Genomic DNA, 22,898 nt, shown 5'->3' with positions numbered 1-22,898 from the left:
AGATGGTTAAAGACAATATAAGTTACAAGGGTTTTGTAAATTGGTCTTAAACTACTTCAATGAACTGACTATTTTACTTTATCTATTTAAACTAAAACTTAGGTGACTTATATGTTTTAATCAAAATGTTGTTAGATGGAATTAGCAAACAGCTTCTTCGGCTAGAACGCTTTCTACTTCGTGTAACGGTAAATCCCAAGCTTCGGCAACACCACGGTAAACTACTTTTCCGTTGGCTACGTTCAATCCTAATTTTAATTCTTTGTTTTCTTCGCAGGCTTTTCTCCATCCTTTGTTGGCCAATTGAATCGCGTATGGCAAAGTCGCATTGGTCAACGCTAGAGTTGAAGTGTAAGGCACCGCACCTGGCATGTTGGCCACGCAATAGTGAACAATATCATCGATGATAAACGTTGGGTCTTCGTGAGTCGTTGGTTTACAAGTTTCGATACAACCTCCTTGGTCTACAGCTACGTCAACAACAACGGTTCCAGGACTCATTAATTTTAGCATATCGCGAGTGATCAAGTGAGGCGCTTTGGCTCCAGGAATCAACACTCCACCAATTACTAAATCGGCAGTTTTGATCGCTTCGCAAATGTTGTAATGATTTGACATTTGAGTTACTACGTTGGCTGGCATTACATCAGATAAATATCTCAAACGTGGTAAGCTTACGTCCATAATGGTTACTTTAGCTCCGAAACCAGCGGCCATTCTAGCGGCTTGTGTTCCTACGATTCCACCCCCTAAAACGACTACGTTTGCTGGAGGAACACCTGGTACACCACCTAAAAGGATTCCTTTTCCTTTCATTGGTTTTTCTAAATATTTAGCTCCTTCTTGGATAGACATACGTCCCGCTACTTCAGACATTGGTACCAATAAAGGCAAACTACGATCTGCTTTTTCTACGGTTTCGTAAGCCAAACAAACGGCTCCACGCTCTAACATGGCGTGTGTTAATGGCTCAGAAGAAGCAAAGTGGAAATACGTGAATAATAATTGGTCTTTTTTAATCAAAGGATATTCAGAAGCGATTGGCTCTTTTACTTTAATGATCATTTCGGCAATGTCATACACTGCTTCGATAGTTGGAAGAATGGATGCTCCTGCATCTATATAAGATTGATCCCCAAAACCACTGTTGCTACCAGCATTGGTTTGTACATATACAGTGTGCCCTTGTTTTTTGAATTCGGCTGCCCCTGCAGGAGTTAATGCTACACGGTTTTCGTTATTTTTGATTTCTTTTGGAACTCCGATTATCATAAGATTCAGTTTTAAAAGTGGTTTTATTTGACGGGATAAAAGTAATTCAAAAAGAAAATATTTGTTCTTTAAATCATTAAATAAGAAAATATTAGTTTTATTCGTTAATTTTGCATTAAATATTTCTTTACGAAAACGTTTTTTGCTGTTGTAAAAGAAAATTTATCTTAAAATCCGATTTCTAAATAAAAACTAGGGTATGACTATCGATGAAACCGACAAAAAAATCTTACGACTTTTGCAAGCGAACGCGCATTTGACGTTAAAAGACATTGCGAATCAGATTAATTTGTCTTTAACTCCAGTGCATGATAGAGTGAAACGTCTTGAAAAAGAAGGAATTATAGAGAAGTATGTTTCGATTTTGAACAAAAAAAAATTAGGAAAACACTTAACGGTCTATTGTCAAGTGACGTTAGTGAAACAAACTTTTGACATTTCGGAGGCATTTAATGAAGCGATTCGGAATTTGCCCGAGGTTGTGGAATGTAATTTTATTTCGGGGAGTTTTGATTATTTGCTCAAAGTGGTGTTGCCTGATATGGAAAGTTACCATCATTTTCATCAGAAGAAATTATCGGTGTTGCCTGAGGTTACCTTAATTAATAGCTTTTTTGTGATCTCTGAAGTGAAAAGTACGACGATGATTCCATTATAAAAAAACCATCAAAAGTTGCCTCTTGATGGTTTGTTGAATTATAATTAACATTATCCGTTTTTTTTTTACCACATAGGAGAATCATAGCGTTTTAGTTTTTAAAAGAGAACAATAGACGTTTTACTATTCACATAGCTATACTATGTGTAAAATAGTGCTATTTCTATTCATTCTTTTATGTTCATTACAATCTATTATCTTCTATGTGGTTAAATTCTTTTATTGTTTGATTTTAATCAACGGATTAGTATGAATACTATCTACTAATAGTAAGTATAACGTCTTACTTTAGAAATGTATTTGGCCAAACGAATGACTTGATGGCTGTAGCCGTATTCGTTGTCGTACCAAATGTACAATACTATATTTTTTCCGTCTTTAGAAACAATAGTCGCGTTGCTATCATAGATGGAAGGAGCTGTCGTTCCCACAATATCTGAAGAAACCAATTCGTTGTTTAATGAATACTTGATTTGTTCAACCAATTCGCCCTCTAGCGCATATTTCTTAATGATTTCGTTGATCTCATTCACAGAAGTTTTAGATTCCACTTCTAAGTTCAAAACTACCAAAGAACCATTTGGAACGGGAACGCGAATCGCATTCGAAGTTAGTTTTCCTTCTAGTGAGGGTAAGGCTTTGGCAACAGCGCTTCCGGCACCGGTTTCGGTAATGACCATATTTAAGGCAGCAGCTCTACCACGACGGTATTTATTATGCATATTATCAACTAAATTCTGATCGTTGGTGTAGGCATGAATGGTTTCTAAATGTCCTTTAACTACTCCTAAAGTATCTTCAATCGCTTTCAGAATAGGAGTAATGGCATTGGTGGTACAAGAAGCCGCAGAGAAAATAGACACTTCGTCTGGATTGTATTCGTTTTGGTTTACACCATGTACAATATTTGGTATGCCTTTTCCAGGAGCCGTGAGTAATACTTTATCGGTTCCTTTTGAAGTTAAGTGACGACTCAAAGCTTCTTGAGTGGTGAATGCTCCGGTATTGTCGATTACTAAAGCATTGTGAATATGGTAAGCCGTATAATCAATTTCTTCTGGAGTGTTGGCAGTAATCATGTGAACAGTAGTCCCATTGATGATCAAAGCATTGTTCGCTGGATCGGCAATAACAGAACCATTAAAATCGCCATGAATAGAATCGTAACGCAATAATGAAGCTCTTTTTTCTAAGCTAGTGGCATCGTTTTTATCACGAGTAACGATGGCTCTCAAACGCATTTGATTTCCTTTTCCAGTTTTAGACATTAACTCGCGTGCCAATAAACGGCCAATGCGACCAAAACCATACAAAACCACATCTTTAGGTTGGATTTCTTCGGTGAATTTGGCTTCTTTTAATTTGTCAATAACGAAATGTCTCGCATCTGGATATTTTTCGTCCAAAAGACCGTATTCGTAAGTCAATTTTCCGATATCTAATTTAGAAGGAGGTAAATCTAAAGAAAGAATGACACTTGCGATTTCTACAGAATCAGAAATTGAAATGGGTTTCCCAACAAATTCCCCTGCGTATTCGTGCAAGTTGAGAATTTCGCTCACATTTCTGTCAATCAAATGGTTTCTGAATAAAACCAATTCAATGGATTTATCATACCATAAATCGCTAATAATTTTGATTAATTCTACACCCGAACGTCTTCTTTCGGTTTGAATGTTTACTTCTTTTTCGTATAAATGTGTTGTACTCATGAATGAATTTTGTAAAAAATAAAGTTGTGTTTTTTAAATTTTCCGCAAAAGTACCCTATTTCAATCGATTTCGTAAGCTGTTTTGTGATTTTTTTATAAAAAAAATAGCCACCCTGTTATAAAACAAGATGGCTATTGGTGTTGTGTTGTTTTATTTAAATGATTATTCTGAAAATTTCACCATTTCGGTTGATCATTTCTATACGAACACTTTGTTGTTCGGATTTGTTTTTCATAATTGAAGAAACTGTTTCTACATTGGTAGCTTTCACATTATCGATGCTCAAAATGATATTGCCTTGTAATTCTTCGGCATATTGAAGGTAACGCTCGTTAGTAATGGCTTTGATTTTTACCCCATAATCAATTTTGAATTTCTTTTTGTCGGCAGCGTCAATATTTTCAACTTCAATACCTTTGAATTCAGAACTGAAATATTCGTTTTTACTTAAGGTTACTGTGGTGGTTTTATTTTTGCCTTCACGAATATAGCTGACCACCACTTTGTCATTTGGGCGTTTGGTATTTATGTATCCGGATAAATCTGCAAAAGTCGAAATGGTTTGATTGTCAATTTTTATGATAATATCTCCTTTTTGTAATCCTGATTTTTCAGCACCTGAATTTTTACTTACTTTATTGATGTAAAAACCTTGTGTTTCTTTTACGCCTAATTCTTTAGAAGCGGTACTATTTAATTCACCGCCTTCAACTCCCAAAATCCCACGTTGTACGTTCCCAAATTCCATTAAATCTTCAATGATTTTTCTAGCGTTATTAGAAGGTACCGCAAAAGAATATCCAGCATAACTTCCCGTTGGAGAAGAAATCATGGTGTTGATTCCGATTAATTCTCCTCTAGCATTTACCAACGCACCACCTGAGTTTCCTGGGTTTACCGCGGCATCCGTTTGAATAAAGGATTGAATGCCTCGTGCATCTAAGTTTCTAGCTTTGGCAGAAACAATCCCTGCAGTTACTGTTGAGTTTAAGTTATAAGGATTACCAACAGCCAAAACCCATTCTCCGACTTTTACGTTATCTGAGTTAGCAAAAATGGTGTAAGGCAATTTTTCATCGGCAGCAATTTTCAACAAGGCGATATCCATTTTAGAGTCGGTACCGATTAATTTTGCTTTGTAGGTTTTTTTGTTATTGAGGGTGATTTCAATTTCTGAAGCGTCTTTAATCACGTGATTGTTGGTAACGATGTACCCGTCTTCAGAGATAATCACTCCGGAACCGGTTCCTACTTGTTCTTGTTGTTGCCCGCCGCCGTAACCATAAAAATATTCCAAAATAGGGTTGCTCACCGTTCTTCGGGATACATTTTTTACGTGCACTACCGAGTGTACAGTTTTTTCAGCAGCTTCTGTAAAATCTATTGCTTCTGCTGCAAGTCCCACATTTCGACCGTAATTTTCTTGAGCAAGAGTTACAACACCTTTTTTATTATTTGAAAAATACCCGTTGTCATCAAACAAAAGTTTGTAACCACCTAAGGTAGTGGCACCACTAAGGACTGATACTAGTAATAAGGATGAGATTTTTTTCATAATAGATTGTAGTTTTATTAGTTATTTAGAGACAAATTTAGTACATAAATTATTTTCTAAAAACGAGTTTAACGTACTTTAACAGTGTTTAACTATAATTATTAATTGTATTTTTGTATTTCAAAATAATATACATGATTTTAGAATTTTATAAATACCAAGGCACTGGAAATGACTTTGTAATGATTGATAATCGATCTTTATTTTTTCCAAAACAAAACACTGAACTTATTGAAAAATTATGCGACAGACGATTTGGAGTAGGAGCAGACGGATTGATTTTGTTAGAAAATGATACGGATACTGATTTCAAAATGGTCTATTACAATTCCGATGGTAACGAAAGTTCGATGTGTGGAAATGGAGGTCGATGTTTAGTGGCTTTTGCCAAACAATTGCGGGTAATTGAAAACGAGACCACTTTTATGGCAACTGATGGTTTGCACCATGCTACCGTTGCTCCTGATGGTTTGGTTTCTTTACAAATGATTGATGTCACAGAAATTAAATTCACCTCTGAATATGTATTTTTAAACACTGGATCTCCACATCATGTTCAAATAGTCGAAGATTTAAAAAATTATAATATTAAGGAACAAGGAGCGGCTATTCGTTACGGAGGATTATACGGCAAAGCAGGAAGTAATGTCAATTTTGTATCAAAGATCAATGAAGATACGTTTGCGGTTCGCACTTATGAGCGTGGGGTGGAGGATGAGACTTTGGCTTGTGGTACAGGAGTTACAGCCGTTGCAATTGCCATGCATGCCACTGGGGTTACGACCTCAAATAAAATTTGCTTAAATGTAGAAGGTGGTCAACTAGAGGTATCCTTTGAGAAATTAGAAAATCAATACACCGATGTGTTCTTAAAAGGTCCAGCTCAGTTTGTATTTAAAGGTCAAATTCAAATTTAATGAGGAATACGCTACAAGGGAAGACTATTTATTTACGAGCTTTAGAGCCCAGCGATTTGGAATTTGTGTATGCCATGGAAAATGACCAAAGCATCTGGGAAGTGAGCAATACGCAAACGCCTTATAGTAGATTTTTGATCCGACAATATCTCGAAAATGCACAACAAGACATCTACGAAGCCAAGCAATTGCGTTTAGCGATATGCAAAGATCAAGATTTTCCAGCCATTGGATTGATCGATTTGTTTGAATTTGATCCCAAAAATAATAGAGCAGGAATTGGAATTGTACTTCAGTCTGAAGGAAATAGAAATCAACAAATTGGTTCTGAAGCACTTGAATTATTGATTCGTTTTTCGTTTTATGATTTGAATTTGCATCAACTCTATGCAAATATTGGTGTCGAAAATAAGGCAAGTGTGGCTCTTTTTACTAAATTTGGCTTCGAAAAAATCGGAGTAAAGAAAGATTGGGTTTTAGTAAATGGAACCTACAAAGACGAAGCTATTTTTCAATTAATTAATCATAAATTTTAAAATTTTTATTTTGAACCTAAAAAAAATCCTTTCAATCGGAGCGGTAGTGATTGCTGCGGTATTATTAGTGTACGGTTTTGTTTTGATGCGTCAAATCTTTAGTGCCAATACAAAATTTAGTGATGAGGAAGTATATGTTTACGTGCCAACAGGTTCAGAGTATGAGACTGTAAAAAAACTCATTGCTCCTTATGTTGAAGACATGCAACGTTTTGAATTGGTAGCAGGTAAAACGAGCTATCCAGAAAATGTAAAGTCAGGGCGATTTTTACTCAAAAAAGGAATGAGTAGCTATGATTTGGTGAAAACTATGCGAATCAATGATCCTGTAAAATTAGCTTTCAATAACCAAGAACGCATTGAAAACTTAGCAGGTCGTGTAGGCTCCCAAATTGAGCCAGATAGTTTGTCTTTGTTAACAACGTTCAAAGATTCGACTTTTCTTAAAGAAAACGGTTTTACAGAAGATAATGTTTTTGTGATGTTTATTGCCAATACTTATGAAGTATATTGGAATATTTCAGCCGAAAAATTCCGTGATAAAATGATCAAAGAATACCGCACTTTTTGGAATGATAAAAGAATACAACAAGCCGCTCAACAAGGATTAACGCCTGTTACAGCTACAATTTTAGCTTCTATCGTTCACAAAGAATCGGTAAAAAAAGACGAAAGACCCCGAATTGCCGGTGTGTACTTAAACCGTTTGAAACAAGAAATGCCTTTGCAAGCAGATCCTACCGTTATTTTTGCTTTGAAAAAGAAAAGCAATGATTTTAATCAAGTCATCAAACGCGTGTTTTACAATGATTTGTTTTTGAATTCTCCTTACAATACTTATAAAAATATTGGTTTGCCTCCAGGTCCCATCGCGATGCCTGATATTACGGCACTTGAAGCAGTTTTGGCACCTGAAAAACACAATTATATTTATTTTTGTGCTAGTGTAGATCGTTTTGGCTACCATGAGTTTGCTGCTACCTTGCCAGAACATAATATTAATGCCAAAAAGTATTCAGATTGGATCAACAATCAAGGTGTGAAACGATAATTATCTCCTTTAGAAATACTATGTTTCGATTGCTACTTTTTTTTTGGAGCACTTTTGGGCTTTTTGCACAAGAGGCTCCAAACTCTTTTTTTACCCCATCCGATTCTTTAAATATTCAAAGAAGAAACGCTGTTATCATTACCGAAACGGTGTTGGGCGGGGCTACTTTGGTGGGACTGAACCAACTTTGGTATGCAGATTATCCCAAATCCAACTTTCATTTTATCAATGACAATGCCGAGTGGTTGCAAATGGATAAAATCGGACATTTTTACTCTGCTTATCATTTAGGGCGTTTTGGTGCCGAAGCACTGCAATGGAGCGGTGTTAAGAAGCGCGATCAACTCCTTTACGGTGCCACCTTGGGTTTTGTCTTCCTTTCTGCCGTAGAGGTTATGGATGGTTTTTCAGCCGAGTGGGGAGCTTCTTCAGGAGATATCATCGCCAATGCTTTAGGAACTGGGCTCTATATCTCGCAAGAATTACTTTGGAAAGAACAACGTATTACTCCTAAGTTTTCTTTCCATACAACAGCCTTTGCTGGTCAAAATCCCAATAAATTAGGAAGTAGTTTTTCAGAACAGCTCCTCAAAGATTATAATGGTCAAACGTATTGGCTTTCGGTAAATTTGGATTCCTTTTTTTCCAATGCCTCATTGCCAAAATGGTTGAATGTCGCCTTGGGCTATGGCGCCGATGGCATGTTGAAAGGAATGGATTCAAACGATGCTCGAGAGCGACAATTCTACCTAAGTCTTGATATTAATTTACAGAAAATACGGACTAATAATTCCTTTTTAAAGACTGTTTTTTCCGTTTTTAACACTTTGAAAGTGCCTGCTCCAACTTTGTCATATAGCTCATCCATTGGGCTTAAAGCACATTCAATTTACTTTTAACATTTTTTAACAGCTTGATTTTCAATTGATTTTTTCTTTAGTGGTATCTTTGCGCCAGTAATTTCACAAGGTGACAGCGCGTGAAGAAAATCAATTTATGATAAAGAAATGGTATTTTTTCTTGAGTTTGATAGCTATTGTTACCTATGCAAGCTTGAGTTTTAAAAAAGAGAAAAAGAGCCTGAGTCCCAAGGTTCAATTGGTGCAAAAGGAAATCAAAATTGCTGATTTTCCTTCAAAAGATTCTTTAACTTTTGACATTCCCTTTACCAAAAATGAGTTCATTGGTTTCAAAGAAGCAGTAGCTCAGAAAGAATCCCGAGGTAAATACAAAAAAGTTAACTCGCTAGGGTACTTAGGTAAATATCAATTTGGAGTACAAACACTCAAAGCGGTGGGTGTTAAAAGTCCAAAAAAGTTTCTAAACAGCCCTGAATTACAAGAAAAAGCATTTGTAGCGCTTTTGTCAAAAAACAAACACCTTCTCGAAGCGGTAATCGAAAAACACGAAGGAAGTGTTGTTGATGGAATTTTGATTACAGAGTCCGGTATATTGGCAGCAGCCCATTTAGCAGGTGCAGGCTCGGTTAAGAAATTTTTCAGATACAATGGCAAAAGATTCTTCAAAGATGCTTATGGAACTTCTCTAAGAAGTTATCTAAAAAAATTTGGAGGTTATGACACCTCGAATATTGTAGCAGACATTAATGCTACAGTACACTCCATTTAATTATTTCAATTTTACAGAAAGCTATGATTCAGGTCATAGCTTTTTTTTTAGGAGCAGTAAAAAAGGGCTTTTTCAGTAAGCATCGTCCCGCTATTCGCTACAATCTCTTGCCTCGTTTGGTCACGAGTCAAGAGGATTTTCACTACTATCGGGGCTAAGAGGTAAGATTTTGCTTTCTTGGATTCATTGCCAATGCTACAAATTAGATCAGATTGGCTTACTGCACAGCATTCGCTTTAAAAAAAAAATAGCCACCAATTTCAAGAAAGTGGAAAAACTTTGACCGCTGCTTGGCTAACTTTTTTTAACGCTGATTCGCTTATTTTCAAAGATTAAAAAAAGTGTTAGATAGAATTACGCCAATTGACACTTATTGTCATCAAAACTGAAATTGAATGTCACGAACTCCAGCAATAGTAGTAATTCGTAATTCAGTAGTGAATTCGTAGTGGATATTTTTAAAAGCAAATGCCCTGGCTTACTATTATTCCTCCATCAATATTTCCAAAATACTAATCGCAGCCTCACTAATTTTAGTACCAGGACCAAAAACAGCAACGGCTCCAGCATCAAAAAGGAATTGGTAATCTTGCACCGGGATGACGCCACCTACTACGACCATAATATCTTCGCGACCGTATTTTTTGAGTTCTTCAATCACTTGTGGGACTAAGGTTTTGTGACCTGCCGCCAAGGACGAGACTCCAAGAATATGCACATCGTTTTCTACGGCTTGTTTGGCTGCTTCTTCTGGTGTTTGAAATAACGGACCAATGTCTACGTCAAAACCTACATCGGCATAACCTGTGGCTACTACTTTGGCTCCACGGTCGTGTCCATCTTGCCCCATTTTGGCAATCATGATTCGGGGTCTTCTTCCGTCTTGTTTGGCAAAAGCATCGGCTAGTTGCTTGGCTTTTTCAAAACTTTTATCGTCTTTAATTTCTTTGCTATACACGCCACTAAAGGATTTAATTTGTGCTTTGTAACGTCCAAAAACCGTTTCTAAGGCATCGCTTATTTCGCCAAGGGTTGCTCGGTTTCTTGCGGCTTCTACGGCTATTTCTAATAAATTGCCTTCATTGGTTTTGGCACAATGAATCAATTTTTCGAGACTGTTTTTTACTTTTTCAGAGTCTCTGTTGGCTTTGATTTTTTCCAATTGCGCCAATTGTTGTTTGCGAACCATTTGGTTGTCTACATCCAAAATTTGCAATGGGTCTTCTTTTTCCAATCGGTATTGATTGACCCCTACAATACTATCTTGTCCGCTGTCGATTCGCGCTTGTTTTCTAGCGGCAGCTTCTTCAATTCTTAACTTTGGAATACCGGCTTCAATGGCTTTGGTCATTCCGCCCAAGGCTTCTACTTCTTGAATCAATTGCCAAGCTTTTTCTGCAATTTCATTCGTAAGACTTTCTACATAGTAACTGCCTCCCCAAGGGTCTACGGTTTTGGTAATTTGGGTTTCTTCTTGTAAATAGATTTGGGTATTTCTTGCAATTCTCGCTGAGAAATCGGTAGGCAAGGCTATGGCTTCATCTAGTGCGTTAGTATGTAGTGATTGAGTTCCTCCAAAAGCAGCGGCAGCCGCTTCGACTACGGTTCGTGCTACGTTATTAAAAGGATCTTGTTCGGTTAAGCTCCAGCCAGAAGTTTGACAATGCGTTCTCAAGGCCAATGATTTTTCATCTGCAGGGTTGAATTCTTTGAGCAGTTTAGCCCAAAGCATTCTACCCGCACGCATTTTGGCAATTTCCATAAAATGATTCATGCCAATGGCCCAGAAAAAAGATAATCTTGGCGCAAATTCATCGATTTTCATTCCAGTGGCTAAACCCGTTCGAATGTACTCTAACCCATCGGCTAGGGTGTAAGCCAACTCAATATCTGCGGTAGCTCCCGCTTCTTGCATATGGTAACCAGAGATGGATATAGAGTTAAATTTTGGCATTTTTTTGCTGGTAAATTCAAAAATATCAGCAATGATTTTCATAGAAGGAGTAGGAGGATAGATGTAGGTATTTCGTACCATAAACTCCTTTAAAATGTCATTTTGTATCGTTCCCGAAAGTTGTTCTGGAGCTACTCCTTGTTCTTCTGCTGCTACAATATAAAAAGCCATGATAGGCAAAACGGCCCCATTCATAGTCATAGATACCGACATTTCTTGTAGTGGAATTTGGTCAAATAACACCTTCATATCTTCCACGGTGTCAATGGCTACACCCGCTTTTCCAACGTCTCCAACCACACGTTCGTGATCAGAATCATAGCCTCTGTGCGTTGGAAGATCAAAAGCAATGGACAATCCTTTTTGACCCGCGGCTAAATTGCGTCGGTAGAAAGCATTGCTCTCTTCTGCAGTAGAAAAGCCCGCATATTGGCGAATCGTCCATGGTCTACGCACATACATGGTCGCATAAGGACCTCGTAAATTGGGTGCAAAACCAGCCCCAAAGTCCAAATGCTCTAAGGTTTCAATATCTTTTTCAGAATAGGTAGGCGGAATCGTAATGCCTTCCGCTGTTAGGAAAGGCTCGTGACTAGGTAAACTAGCACTTTTTGTGGAATGGTCTAAGATAATATGTTGAAGGTCTTTTCTTTTCATAGCTCGAATGTTAATAGAGAATCGTTTTGGTTGGAATAAGCTTACTCTGTGGCGAGTCGCTCTTGTTCGATTTTTTCGGCCAAACGTTTTTCAATTATCGGGGTAATCAGTGTTTTTCGTGGATTGATTTTTACAAAAGGAAACAATTCCAAATCGTTTTTCATCCGATCGGTTGGGTTGGGGTGTTTGTTGGTTCCCAATAATATTTTTTTACCAGCATCAAATAAAGCTTGTTCCTTGTCGGCGCTTTCTTGGATTTTTCTTTTGACGGTACCTTCTTTCAATTGTTTTAAGAAACCACCGTTTTTCTCGATGTCTTTAAACAATTGAAGCGCTTTTTCTGCCAATTGTTGTGTAATGCTTTCTATGTAATAACTTCCGTCTGCTGGATTGTTGACTTTGTCGAAATACGATTCGTTTTTCAAAATCAACAATTGATTTCTAGCAATACGATCTCCAAATTCATTGTCTTTGTGGTACAAGGCGTCATAAGGCAAATTAGCCACCGCATCAGCTCCTCCTAAAATGGCACTCATGCATTCTGTTGTGGTTCGTAGCATATTCACATTATAGTCGTAAATCGTTTTGTTTCTCTTAGTAGGAGTGGCTAGAATATGACAATCGATATCCAATTCATAAGCATTGGATACGATTTCAAAAAGTTGCCGAATGGCTCTTAATTTTGCTATTTCAAAAAAGTAGTTGCTGCCTACAGCGACTTGAAACACCACGCTTTTTTTACAATTTGGAATATGGTTGAAGTATTCATTGGCGTGAGCTAAAGCATAAGCGATTTCCTGAACCATAGTGGCTCCTGCATTTTGATACAATCCCATATTGATACTCAATAAAGAGCAATTTTGGGTAGTGTTAAAAAGCAATTCGAGGGTTTCGAAATTGTCTTTTTCTGGAGTGGAGAACCAATTACCATCTTTTGCTAATTGTCCGATAGGGTCCAATAAGCAAAAAATATGGGCTTCTTTTTCTTTGGCAATTTGATCGATTTTTTTTACGAAATCGATTGAAAGAAATTGGAAATGAAAATATAGGGTTGTTGTAGCTAAAGGAAGTGCTACAAGTAATTTTTCTATTGCGATACTTTCATTTGGAATTGTAAATCGGAGGCTAGTTGCACCACGCTGAATGGTATCTAATGCTCTTTCTATAGATTTATCTAAGTCGTGTACAAAGATGTTTTGACAAATGGTAAACGCTGTTGCTTGGGTGTTGCTACCTACATTACCTTTTAAATCCTCTTTGTCGTAGAATGGTTTTACTTTTATTTCCTCTGGGGAATTCCATATCACCGTCTCGTTATAATCGGCACCTTTGAGTTCGTATTGAATTTTTTGTTTCCATTGTTTAGCCGAAATGGGATTGAAATCTTCAAATAAATGTTGGGCCATTGTTGTTTTTTTTTGATTGGGGAGGGATTTATTGGATAGAGTCGCCTTCAAATTCAATGATATAGATGTCTTCGTTCTCTTTCTTCATATAATATTTTTCACGTGCGAATTTTTCTATTTGAACTGAATTATTCAGTTCTTGAATGCTTTTACTATCTTTTTTTATTTCTTCTTGATAGTATTTTTTGTTTTCTTGCAATTCATCCATTTCCTTGTTGAGAATTTGATGGTCAAAGTATGAATAATTGTCTAGAAAAGTCATCCAAACGATAAAAAATAAGGAAACCCAGATGTATTTGTTACCGAGTAGCTTGAACCATTTTTTGTCTTTGTATGGGTTTTTCATGGGAAAACGTTTTTATTTTTTATAAAATCCGTTGGTTGATTACAGCGCGAACTACGTCAATGGCAACAGTATTAAACTTGTCGTTAGGGATGATAATATCGGCATAGGCTTTTGTGGGCTCTATAAATTGCTCGTGCATAGGTTTTAAAGTATGTTGGTAGCGGCTCAATACTTCTTCCATATCACGACCTCTTTCGGATATATCACGGCGTAATCTACGAATTAATCGCTCATCAGAATCGGCATGTACAAAAACTTTGATGTCGAACAAATCTCTTAGTTCTGGATTGGTAAAAATTAAAATGCCTTCTACAATCATCACTTTTCGTGGATGTGTAATGATAACGTCGTCAGTTCTGTTGTGCTTGATGAAAGAATATACTGGCTGATTGATGCTGTTTCCTTGTTTTAGTTCTTTTAAATGAGTGACTAAAAGCTCAAAGTCTATGGCTCTTGGATGATCAAAATTGATATTGGAACGCTCCTCATAACTCATGTTTTTGTTCTCTTTGTAATACGAATCTTGTGAGATGATGCCAACTTCGGCATCAGGCAGTTCGTTCATGATTTGATGTACTACGGTTGTTTTTCCGCATCCTGTTCCTCCAGCAATTCCAATGATGAGCATACTAACTTTACTTTTAAATTTTGTTGCAAAAATAAGAATTAAAAGAGATACGGATTTGTTTTTGCTGACAATTTTTAAAGGCTTGTTGCAGAAAGGCTTGCGTGTGAACTAGAGCAATAGAGGTCTTTTAGATTGATAGCAAGAATTCTGGTTTTCGGCTTTTAGCCCCGGGAGGAGTGGTATCCTTTGCTGCCGGGGTTCGGCAGTAAAGATATAACGGATCACGGGACGATGTTTCCTAAAATGCCTGTTTTTGCTGCTCCTACTTGTAACAATAGCAATAGACGTTTTGTTGTTGTATTTACATTTTATGCAAAATAAAAATAGTAGGTCGCTTGTGTAAGTCTACTTTTTCTTTTTTCCAAGCGGCTATTTTTTTTGTCTTGATGTATTCGGTGGGCAAAGTGATATCGGTCGCTACGCAAAGATGGGTTTCTGGATGTAGGATTTGAATCAAATCTTCGAGTAGTTTGTTGTTGCGATACGGGGTTTCGATAAAAATTTGCGATTGGTTTTTGTCGAAAGATAATTTTTCTAAAAACTTTAATGCCGATTTTTTCTCTTCTTTTTCGATAGGTAAGTAGCCGTTGAAGGTAAAGCTTTGTCCGTTCATTCCTGAAGCCATGAGGGCTAGCAGGATAGAGGAGGGGCCAACCAATGGAATGACTTGTATGCCTTTGTCGTGTGCGATTTTTACAATGACTGCTCCTGGATCGGCCACGCCAGGGCAGCCGGCCTCGCTCATTAATCCCATGTTTTTTCCCTCAAGTAAGGGTTGAATCATGGCCAAATGTTCTTTGTTTTCGGTATGCTTGTTTAGGGTAAAAAGCACCAACTCGGATTGCTTTTTTTCGGGTTGCACTATTTTGATGGATTTTCTGGCCGTTTTTTCGTTTTCTACGATGTAGTGGTCAATAAAATCGATGCTTCTTTTGATGGTTTGCGGCAAAACATCCATAGGGTCGCAATCGCCCATAGTGGTTGGGATTAAGTATAGTTTACCTAGAGAAAGAGTTGATTTCATTTAGTGGTTTTCTTTGTTTATTCTTTTGAATACCTCGTCAACTGTAATTTGCATTTCTGAAAACAGTGGACTTTTAATTATTTGCCCTTCAGAAAAAGGTTTTGATCCGATGTATTCTTCGTTTTGTAACGTGTATACTAAGACAAAACGTTCTTCGGGCTCTACTATCCAATATTCTTTTACGCCACTTTCTTGGTATAAATTAAATTTGGTATCTACGTCGTGCTTGCTGTTGTTGGGAGATAAAATCTCTACAATCAGATCTGGTGCACCGTTGCAGCCTTTATCATCTAATTTGTTTTCATCACAAATAATGCACAAATCGGGTTGTACCACAGTAGTGTCTTTTTTTGAAGATGCAATCGGAAGTCTTACGTCGAAAGGGGCTACAAAAACACTGCAAGGACGATTTTCGAAAAAGCCATACATTTTCCAATTCAAGTTCTGTGAGATTGTTTGATGCTTTCTGCTTGGGGCAGGACTCATTTTACGAATAAATCCTTTGATTAGCTCCACTCGCTCTGAAAATTGCCATAGCAAATAATCGGAATAGGTGTAGGTTTTTGTCAAATCTAAGTCTGAAAAATTTTTTACTATTGACATATGCTGTGTTTTTCACAAAGTTATAAAACTATCTGAACTTGTTTGTGATTTTTTGTAATTGAGGAATAATAACAGCGGTATTTTTTTTACTTATTCTCAATAAAGATGTTAGAGTATGATTTATCCAATATGCAATGATTCTTGTTGTATTCAGGAGTGTTTTTCAATGATTTTGGTAGCAATCACATCGCAAACTTCGTCTAGCATTTGATATACATTTTCAAAACCATTGGCTAAGCCGTAGTATGGATCAGGTACATCGACATTTTCCCCTGGAAATAATTCGTTCAATATCATTTGAACTTTATTTTTATGGGTGTCGTTTTTTGCCATTTCAATCACAGTATCGTAATTGGAGGCATCCATCACATAAATATAATCGAAGGTGTCAAAATCTTTTGTGCTAATTTGTCTTCCTTTTTGGTGCGCAATAGAGAGATTATGGCGTTCTGCAACGGCTATTGAGCGTTTGTCAGGGGAGTGACCAACGTACCAAGATCCCGTTCCGGCAGAATCAACAATGAATTTATCGGCTGGAAGTTTGTTGCTGAGAATGCCCTCTGCTAAAGGGGATCGGCAGATATTTCCTAAACAAACCATTAAAATCTTTACAGGCATAATCCGCGTTTATAGCGTTAATTTTGAGTTGATATCGTCAACATATTTCTTGAATTGTTTGTCTGTCGATACTAAATTGTCTACCGTTTTACAAGCGTGTAATACAGTAGCGTGATCTCGGTCTCCTATTTGTGAACCAATATTAGCTAATGAGGCTTTGGTGAACTTTTTAGCAAAAAACATGGCTAGTTGACGGGCTTGAACTACGTGGCGCTTTCTGGTTTTTGACTGTAAGGTTTCTATGTCTAATTGGAAATAATCCGAAACGATTTTTTGAATGTAATCAATCGAGATTTCTCTTTTTACATTTTTGACAAATTTTTCAACGACGCTTTTGGCTAGCTCTATGGTTACTTCTTTTTTGTTAAAAGACGATTGTGCAATCAAAGAAATGATAGCTCCCTCGAGTTCTCGTACATTTGATTTGATATTTCTTGCTACATATTCAATGATTTCCTCTGGAATTTCAACACCATCGCGATACAAAATGTTTTTAAGAATCGAAATTCTAGTTTCATAATCAGGTTGGTGTAGCTCGGCTGATAATCCCCATTTGAAACGCGACAACAATCGTTGTTCAATATCTTGCATGTCCACAGGAGCTTTGTCCGAAGTCAAGATTACCTGCTTACCGTTTTGGTGCAAATAATTGAAGATATGGAAAAATACATCCTGAGTTCCTGATTTTCCAGATAAAAACTGTACATCATCTATAATTAATACATCGATCAATTGATAGAAGTGGATGAAATCATTTCGGTTGTTTTTCTTTACTGAGTCGATATATTGTTGTGTGAAAATCTCGGCTGAAATATATAAAACCGTTTTTTCAGGATATTTGTCTTTTATTTCTACACCGATAGCGTGAGCTAAGTGCGTTTTTCCTAAACCAACGCCTCCGAAAATCAATAACGGATTGAAGGAAGTGCCTCCAGGTTTGTTGGCAACGGCCATACCGGCAGAACGCGCCAAACGATTCGAATCTCCTTCTAGAAAATTGTCAAAGCTATAGTTAGGATTTAATTGCGATTCGATTTTTAAATTGCGAATACCAGGAATTACAAAAGGATTTTTTAGCTCAGGATTCAAATTTTTGATGGGAGCATCTACTTCTTGTGGTTTCATGACCACACGATTGGCACTCGGCAACTGTTCTGTAAACGGTTGCTTATTGCCATACGTGTTCTCCATTTTGATTTTATAAAGCAATTTTGCATTCTTACCTAGTTCTTTGGTAAGGGCTACTTTTAATAATTTCACATAATGTTCTTCTAACCATTCGTAGAAAAATTTACTAGGTACTTGAATATATAAAGCATTATCGGTTAGTTCAACTGATTTTATTGGTTCAAACCAAGTTTTGTAGGCTTGTTCTTGAATGTTGTCCTTTATAAAAGATAAACAGTTTTCCCATACCGATTGTGCAGTTTTATTCATAGATTTGGCGAAATTATTTTAACTTTAGATTGATGTTTGAAGCAAAAAACGGTGACTGTTTTTCGCGATTTTCAGGTTAACAAAAGTGTGAATAATTTTTTGTATAAAAAAATTTAATGACCAATAATTTTAGAAAAAAATGTCGTAAGGCATCTGTTTTTTTAATCTTTTTTTAAGAAAAATCAATGAAAGAGCATCAAGTTCAAGTACGCGTTCGTTATTCAGAAACGGATCAAATGGGAGTTGTTTATCACGGAAATTATGTGCCTTATTTTGAGATAGGACGCGTGGAATGGCTTAGAAATAAAGGAGTTTCCTATAAAGTGATGGAAGAAAATGGGTTTGCATTACCTATTGTCTCTATGACGATCAATTATAAAAAATCAGCACGCTATGATGATTTATTGACTATTCACACGCGTTTCAAGAGTCAGACGTCTGTGAAGATAGAATTTGAGTGTGCGATTTACAGTGAAACGCAAGAGTTATTAACAACGGCCAATTTTGTACTGGTTTTTGTCTCTTTAAAAACGGGTCGTCCAGTGGCTCCTCCAGATTATATTTTAGAATTATTAAAGACTATCGATTAACGACAAATATCATCGATGAAAAACACAATTTTACGCTTTTTTTTCGATTTGAATCTCAAACATGTTTTCAAAAATGTCGAATACCACTTCGGCATTTTTTTTTCGAATACAACACTCCATTTTGCCAATTGGTAAATTTGTTTCCGCATCGATTTCCATTTCTTGATTTACAATTTGAAGTTGCTTTTCTTTAATAACGCGCATGACTTTGTTCATGTTCTTGTAATCGAAAGTAATTATGAAATGGACATCTATGGTTCTTTCTATAATTTCACTAGCTTCTATGGCTAATTGTGCAGTGGTTTTGTAGGCTGCAATCAATCCGCCTACACCTAATTTGGTACCGCCAAAGATGCGAACCACTACAATCAAAATGTTCGTAAGTCCAAAAGACTGAATTTGACCATAAATTGGCATGCCTGCCGTATTACTCGGTTCTCCATCATCGTTCGCTCTAAAAGCGATGGTTTCGGTTCCTAATTGATACGCATAGCAATAATGCACCGCATGAGGGTGTTCTTTTTTGAGTTGTTCAATTATTGGTTTTACGGCGTCGTCGCTGGTGATTGGGTAGGTATATCCAAAGAACTTACTGCCTTTTTCTTTGAACAATATGGGTTCATTTGGTGCAGCAATGGTTTCGTAGGTATCTTTCATTTTAACTTATTCCTAGTATTAAAAGGGGTGGACTATAATTGTTACATTGAGTCGAACACTTCTTTTTCAAATAAATTGATAACATCCTCTTTCCCTACTTGCAAGTTCCATACATGAAGTCCCAACGCCGCTGCTGCATCAGTGTTTTCTTTTTTATCGTCTACAAACAAGGTTCGTTTTGGAGATAACTCATTTTGTTGCAAAACGTGCAAGTAAATTTCAGCATCGGGTTTTCGCATGCCTACTTCAAAAGAAAAATATACTTTTTCAAAACATTGGTAAAAAGCGCCATAAAATGAACTTCCTGTTTTTTGCTCAAACGTGTCAATATGAATCGCATCGGTATTGCTCAACAAAAACAAACGGTATTTTTGTGATAATAATTGTAAAAATTCTAAACGATACAAAGGGAAATCTAGTAAAACCGCATTCCAAGCTGCCAGAATTTCTTCGTGACTCGCATTGGGAATTTGTTTTTGAAAACCGTTTAAAAAAGCTTCTCGTGTACAATCGCCTTTTTCAAAAGCAATATTCAGTTCGTCTAATTCTTGATGCCAAGCCGTAAGTCCTAATTGTCGCAATTGGTCTTGCGTAGCTTGTTTGTCTAAATTGATAAACACATCTCCAAAATCAAAAATGATAGCATTAATCATGATTGCTAAGTATTAAAAGTTCGTCAGTTGCAATAGTTGACTTATTTGGATTCTTTTTTTGGAGTATCGGTGCTTTTGTTCCAGAATGAAAAGAAATTGCTCCAATAAAAATCCGTGCTTCATCCCACAAATTCAAATCGATAAAATGCTGAATGGTAGTGGTGCCTCCTTCAATAATAACAGATTGAAGACGGTGCTCATATAAACTTTGCAGGAGTTGTGGTATAATGTTTTGATTGAAATCTAGGATTTCAAAAGTACAATTCTCCTTGTTTTCATTATGTTTTTTTGAGGTAAAAATCAGTGTCGGAACACTTTGGTCCAAAACAAAACTTTCCTCAGGTAGGCGTCCTTCTCGGTCAATAATTACTCGAGTTGGATTTTGTCCGTGCCAATCTCTAGTGTCTAATTTTGGATTGTCGGCAAGCACCGTTTGTGTTCCCACTAAAATTGCCTGTTCTTCGCTACGCCATTTGTGCACCAACTGTCGAGAGTAGGGATTGGTAATCCAAATCGGAGCGCGTTCGTGATTCGGTTTTGGTGATGGAGCGATGAAACCATCTTGGCTTTCGGCCCATTTTAAGATAATGTATGGGCGTTTTTGGTTGTGAAATGTAAAAAAGCGTTTGTTGAGTTCTTGGCATTCTTTTTCGAGTACACCAACAGTCACTTCAATGCCAGCTTTTTTCAAACGTTCTATGCCTTTACCAGCCACCAGGTGGTTAGGATCAACGGTTCCTATTACCACTCTAGGAATTTTATTTCGAACAATCAAGTCTGCACAAGGTGGTGTTTTTCCAAAATGACTGCAAGGTTCAAGACTTACATAAATAGTCGCGTCTTTTAATTGCGATTTGTCTTTTACCGAATTAATGGCGTGCACTTCTGCGTGAGGTTCTCCGGCTTTTCTGTGCCAACCTTCGCCAATTATTTTTCCGTTGGCTACAATCACGCTGCCCACCATAGGGTTAGGATACGTTGTGCCTAAGCCATTTTTGGCTAGTTCGATGCAACGTTTTATATAAGTTTCATGTGTGTTCACTATGCAAAAGTACTATTTTTTGGGCGTTCGATTTCGTTTTCTTTGAGTAAGACGTTCGCTTTTATGAGTAATGGCCACGAATTACAGTAAGTAAGCACAAATTTCAAAGTATTTTAATTTGCTCCTCCTTTTACACATCACACATTCTTTAGGCCAATTATTTGTGTGATTTTATTCCAATTTAGATTGCATTCAAGCTGCAATTTGTGAATTCTTGGCTGCATTTATAAAAGCGAATGCCTTACTAGTTTTGCTAATTTGTCAATTAACAATGCTATTTTTGTCCTACTAACTTCAGAGATACACTATATGATACCTTGGACTATTAGAAAAATAGAAAAAAAAGACAATCCCGACATTGCAAAGCTAATTAGAGCTGTTTTTGATGAATTGGAAATACCAAAAGTAGGTACCGCTTATGAAGACCCTTATTTGGATTTGATGTTTGAGGAATACAGCAAGCCACGTTCTGTTTATTTTGTGGTGGAGCAAGAAGGCGAAGTAGTTGGTTGTGCAGGTATTGCGCCTTTGGCCAATGAAAAAGAAACCATTTGTGAATTGCAAAAAATGTACTTTTTGCCAGCCACTCGGGGGAAAGGAATTGGTAGCGAAATGATGGCTGCCTGTTTGCAAGCTGCCAAAGTGTTTGGTTTTGAGCAATGTTACCTCGAAACGATGCCGTTTATGCATTCCGCTCAAAAGTTGTATAAGAAAACAGGTTTTGAGTATTTGTGCAGTGCTATGGGTAATACAGGGCATAGCAGCTGTCCAGTGTGGATGCTGAAAGATTTGTAATACCTCTCTAATTTGATTCGATATTTAGTACTATAAATTATGACAATAAGAGCTTACAGAACTCATTTTATTCAAGCACTTTCTTCTATTTATGAGGAAGGCGAGGCCGAAAGTTTTTTCTATTTGATTTTAGAAGCCAAGCACCAACTCAAAAGAATCGATTTAGCGTTACAACCCGATTTGACTTTTTCGGAGGCTGAACTTGTGGTTTGGAATAGCATTTTAGAAGATTTAAAAAAAGAAATTCCGATACAGTACCTTTTAGGAAAAACCAGTTTTTACGGATTGGATTTTGAAGTCAATGAAAACGTGTTGATTCCAAGACCCGAAACCGAAGAGTTGGTCGAATGGATGTTGCAAGATTGTGTCAAAATAGAAACAACAAATAATTTCTCCATTCTAGATATTGGAACGGGAAGTGGCTGTATTCCGATTAGTTTGAAAAGGCACTTGCCAATGGCCAAAGTTTCGGCTATTGATGTTTCGGAAAAGGCTTTGGAAGTCGCTAAGGGCAATGCAAAGTTGAACGGAGTAGAAGTGCATTTTATATTGCAAAACATTTTAGAAACCACCAATTTGTTGGAAAGCTATGATGTCATTGTTTCGAATCCACCCTATGTTCGGAATTTGGAAAAGCAGGAAATCAAGAACAATGTATTGGAATATGAGCCGCATTTGGCTTTGTTTGTAGCCGATGATGATGCTTTGATTTTTTATAGAAAAATTGGGGAGTTAGCATTAAAAAGTTTGCGTCCAAACGGGAAATTGTTTTATGAAATCAATCAGTATCTCGGTAAAGAAACGGTTGATTTGTTAAAAGATTTAGGTTTTCAAAACGTCGAGTTGAAAAAAGATATTTACGGAAACGACAGGATGATTTTGGCTTCTTTGTAAGTGGAGTTGTTGAACTATATTTTGATTTTCGCAGGAGCACAATGTTGTTAAGTGTCATTTCGACGAAGGAGAAATCACATAAGTTATTTACATTATGTGATTCTTCGTTCCTCAGAATGACAAAAAAGTCTTGATTTAGTAGGGTTTTGCGTGAGGGATAGCAGCTGGCTACCGAAGTAGCGCGTATAGCCCGACCGCATAAAAAAAGGGGACCGACTAGCACGATTGCTGAGTGGGTCCCTTTTTTTTATGGGGTCACGCCC

At 37.0% G+C, this 22,898-nt stretch carries 23 protein-coding genes; 9 read left to right on the top strand and 14 right to left on the bottom strand.

Features of this window, described 5'->3' with window-relative positions; genetic code table 11:
* Positions 1-141: 141 nt before the first annotated feature.
* A complete protein-coding gene (gene ald, locus ACSVH7_RS08890) occupies positions 142-1,272 on the bottom strand; it encodes an alanine dehydrogenase (protein WP_438066356.1) in 1,131 nt (376 codons plus the stop codon).
* A 199-nt stretch (positions 1,273-1,471) separates the two neighbouring features.
* Between ald and ACSVH7_RS08885 the strand changes: the two genes are divergently transcribed.
* Positions 1,472-1,930: an Lrp/AsnC family transcriptional regulator gene (locus ACSVH7_RS08885; protein WP_438066355.1), complete on the top strand. Its 459-nt coding sequence runs from the start codon at positions 1,472-1,474 to the stop codon at positions 1,928-1,930.
* Between the two features lie 263 nt (positions 1,931-2,193).
* On the opposite strand, the gene ACSVH7_RS08880 is transcribed toward ACSVH7_RS08885, so the two are convergent.
* Together ACSVH7_RS08880 and ACSVH7_RS08875 are read right to left on the bottom strand one after the other, a co-directional pair.
* Complete coding sequence (locus tag ACSVH7_RS08880) at positions 2,194-3,642, bottom strand: glyceraldehyde-3-phosphate dehydrogenase (RefSeq protein ID WP_438066354.1); 1,449 nt, start codon at positions 3,640-3,642, stop codon at positions 2,194-2,196.
* A 155-nt stretch (positions 3,643-3,797) separates the two neighbouring features.
* Positions 3,798-5,198 carry a Do family serine endopeptidase gene (locus ACSVH7_RS08875; protein WP_438066353.1) on the bottom strand — a complete coding sequence of 467 codons (1,401 nt, stop codon included), beginning with the start codon at positions 5,196-5,198 and terminating at the stop codon, positions 3,798-3,800.
* 134 nt (positions 5,199-5,332) lie between these two features.
* Here ACSVH7_RS08875 and dapF point away from each other — a divergent pair, with 134 nt between their 5' ends.
* From dapF to ACSVH7_RS08850, 5 genes are all read left to right on the top strand, one after another.
* Positions 5,333-6,115, top strand: a complete 783-nt coding sequence (gene dapF, locus ACSVH7_RS08870) for a diaminopimelate epimerase (protein ID WP_438066352.1) — start codon at positions 5,333-5,335, stop codon at positions 6,113-6,115.
* The gene (locus ACSVH7_RS08865; protein WP_438066351.1) at positions 6,115-6,651 is read left to right on the top strand and encodes a GNAT family N-acetyltransferase; all 537 of its coding nucleotides are present in this window, start codon (positions 6,115-6,117) and stop codon (positions 6,649-6,651) included. Before dapF ends, ACSVH7_RS08865 begins: the two co-directional genes overlap by 1 nt.
* Before the next feature lie 10 nt (positions 6,652-6,661).
* Positions 6,662-7,702: an endolytic transglycosylase MltG gene (gene mltG, locus ACSVH7_RS08860; RefSeq protein WP_438066350.1), complete on the top strand. Its 1,041-nt coding sequence runs from the start codon at positions 6,662-6,664 to the stop codon at positions 7,700-7,702.
* A gap of 20 nt (positions 7,703-7,722) precedes the next feature.
* Positions 7,723-8,601 carry a DUF2279 domain-containing protein gene (locus ACSVH7_RS08855; RefSeq protein WP_438066410.1) on the top strand — a complete coding sequence of 293 codons (879 nt, stop codon included), beginning with the start codon at positions 7,723-7,725 and terminating at the stop codon, positions 8,599-8,601.
* A 97-nt stretch (positions 8,602-8,698) separates the two neighbouring features.
* Positions 8,699-9,331 carry a peptidoglycan-binding protein LysM gene (locus ACSVH7_RS08850; protein WP_438066349.1) on the top strand — a complete coding sequence of 211 codons (633 nt, stop codon included), beginning with the start codon at positions 8,699-8,701 and terminating at the stop codon, positions 9,329-9,331.
* A 484-nt stretch (positions 9,332-9,815) separates the two neighbouring features.
* Here ACSVH7_RS08850 and scpA read toward each other — a convergent pair whose 3' ends face one another.
* From scpA to dnaA, 8 genes are all read right to left on the bottom strand, one after another.
* Positions 9,816-11,942: a methylmalonyl-CoA mutase gene (gene scpA, locus ACSVH7_RS08845; RefSeq protein ID WP_438066348.1), complete on the bottom strand. Its 2,127-nt coding sequence runs from the start codon at positions 11,940-11,942 to the stop codon at positions 9,816-9,818.
* Positions 11,943-11,983: 41 nt separating this feature from the next.
* On the bottom strand, positions 11,984-13,348 hold the full coding sequence (locus tag ACSVH7_RS08840; protein ID WP_438066347.1) for a methylmalonyl-CoA mutase subunit beta: 1,365 nt from the start codon (positions 13,346-13,348) through the stop codon (positions 11,984-11,986).
* Positions 13,349-13,376: 28 nt separating this feature from the next.
* Positions 13,377-13,694, bottom strand: a complete 318-nt coding sequence (locus ACSVH7_RS08835; protein WP_438066346.1) for an FtsB family cell division protein — start codon at positions 13,692-13,694, stop codon at positions 13,377-13,379.
* 19 nt (positions 13,695-13,713) lie between these two features.
* Positions 13,714-14,322, bottom strand: coding sequence for a uridine kinase (gene udk / locus ACSVH7_RS08830; RefSeq protein ID WP_438066345.1), 609 nt, complete (start codon positions 14,320-14,322; stop codon positions 13,714-13,716).
* A 301-nt stretch (positions 14,323-14,623) separates the two neighbouring features.
* Positions 14,624-15,346, bottom strand: a complete 723-nt coding sequence (locus ACSVH7_RS08825) for an SAM-dependent methyltransferase (RefSeq protein WP_438066344.1) — start codon at positions 15,344-15,346, stop codon at positions 14,624-14,626.
* Positions 15,347-15,949, bottom strand: a complete 603-nt coding sequence (locus tag ACSVH7_RS08820; RefSeq protein ID WP_438066343.1) for a Uma2 family endonuclease — start codon at positions 15,947-15,949, stop codon at positions 15,347-15,349. It lies immediately after the preceding gene.
* Positions 15,950-16,099: 150 nt separating this feature from the next.
* Entirely contained in the window at positions 16,100-16,567 is a 468-nt protein-coding gene (locus tag ACSVH7_RS08815) for a low molecular weight protein-tyrosine-phosphatase (protein ID WP_438066342.1), read from the bottom strand.
* 9 nt (positions 16,568-16,576) lie between these two features.
* On the bottom strand, positions 16,577-18,004 hold the full coding sequence (gene dnaA / locus ACSVH7_RS08810; RefSeq protein ID WP_438066341.1) for a chromosomal replication initiator protein DnaA: 1,428 nt from the start codon (positions 18,002-18,004) through the stop codon (positions 16,577-16,579).
* Positions 18,005-18,189: 185 nt separating this feature from the next.
* On the opposite strand from dnaA, the gene ACSVH7_RS08805 reads away from it, so the two are divergent.
* The gene (locus tag ACSVH7_RS08805) at positions 18,190-18,594 is read left to right on the top strand and encodes an acyl-CoA thioesterase (protein WP_438066340.1); all 405 of its coding nucleotides are present in this window, start codon (positions 18,190-18,192) and stop codon (positions 18,592-18,594) included.
* A 30-nt stretch (positions 18,595-18,624) separates the two neighbouring features.
* On the opposite strand, the gene ACSVH7_RS08800 is transcribed toward ACSVH7_RS08805, so the two are convergent.
* From ACSVH7_RS08800 to ribD, 3 genes are read right to left on the bottom strand one after another with little or no spacing between them, the layout of a single operon-like run.
* Positions 18,625-19,251 (bottom strand): IMPACT family protein, encoded by a 627-nt coding sequence (locus ACSVH7_RS08800; RefSeq protein WP_438066339.1) that lies wholly within the window; start codon positions 19,249-19,251, stop codon positions 18,625-18,627.
* Between the two features lie 41 nt (positions 19,252-19,292).
* Complete coding sequence (locus ACSVH7_RS08795) at positions 19,293-19,904, bottom strand: HAD family hydrolase (RefSeq protein WP_438066338.1); 612 nt, start codon at positions 19,902-19,904, stop codon at positions 19,293-19,295.
* Entirely contained in the window at positions 19,897-20,946 is a 1,050-nt protein-coding gene (ribD, locus tag ACSVH7_RS08790; protein ID WP_438066337.1) for a bifunctional diaminohydroxyphosphoribosylaminopyrimidine deaminase/5-amino-6-(5-phosphoribosylamino)uracil reductase RibD, read from the bottom strand. The genes ACSVH7_RS08795 and ribD overlap by 8 nt, the downstream gene beginning before the upstream one ends.
* 309 nt (positions 20,947-21,255) lie before the next feature.
* Here ribD and ACSVH7_RS08785 point away from each other — a divergent pair, with 309 nt between their 5' ends.
* A complete protein-coding gene (locus ACSVH7_RS08785) occupies positions 21,256-21,741 on the top strand; it encodes a GNAT family N-acetyltransferase (protein ID WP_438066336.1) in 486 nt (161 codons plus the stop codon).
* Between the two features lie 39 nt (positions 21,742-21,780).
* Positions 21,781-22,635: a peptide chain release factor N(5)-glutamine methyltransferase gene (gene prmC, locus ACSVH7_RS08780; RefSeq protein ID WP_438066335.1), complete on the top strand. Its 855-nt coding sequence runs from the start codon at positions 21,781-21,783 to the stop codon at positions 22,633-22,635.
* The last annotated feature ends 263 nt before the right edge of the window (positions 22,636-22,898 follow it).

The sequence above is a fragment of the Flavobacterium sp. TSSA_36 genome, assembly GCF_051547165.1.
Lineage (GTDB): Bacteria > Bacteroidota > Bacteroidia > Flavobacteriales > Flavobacteriaceae > Flavobacterium.
The sequence above is the reverse complement of the archived record's forward strand: the minus strand, read 5'-3'. Positions and strand labels throughout refer to the sequence as shown.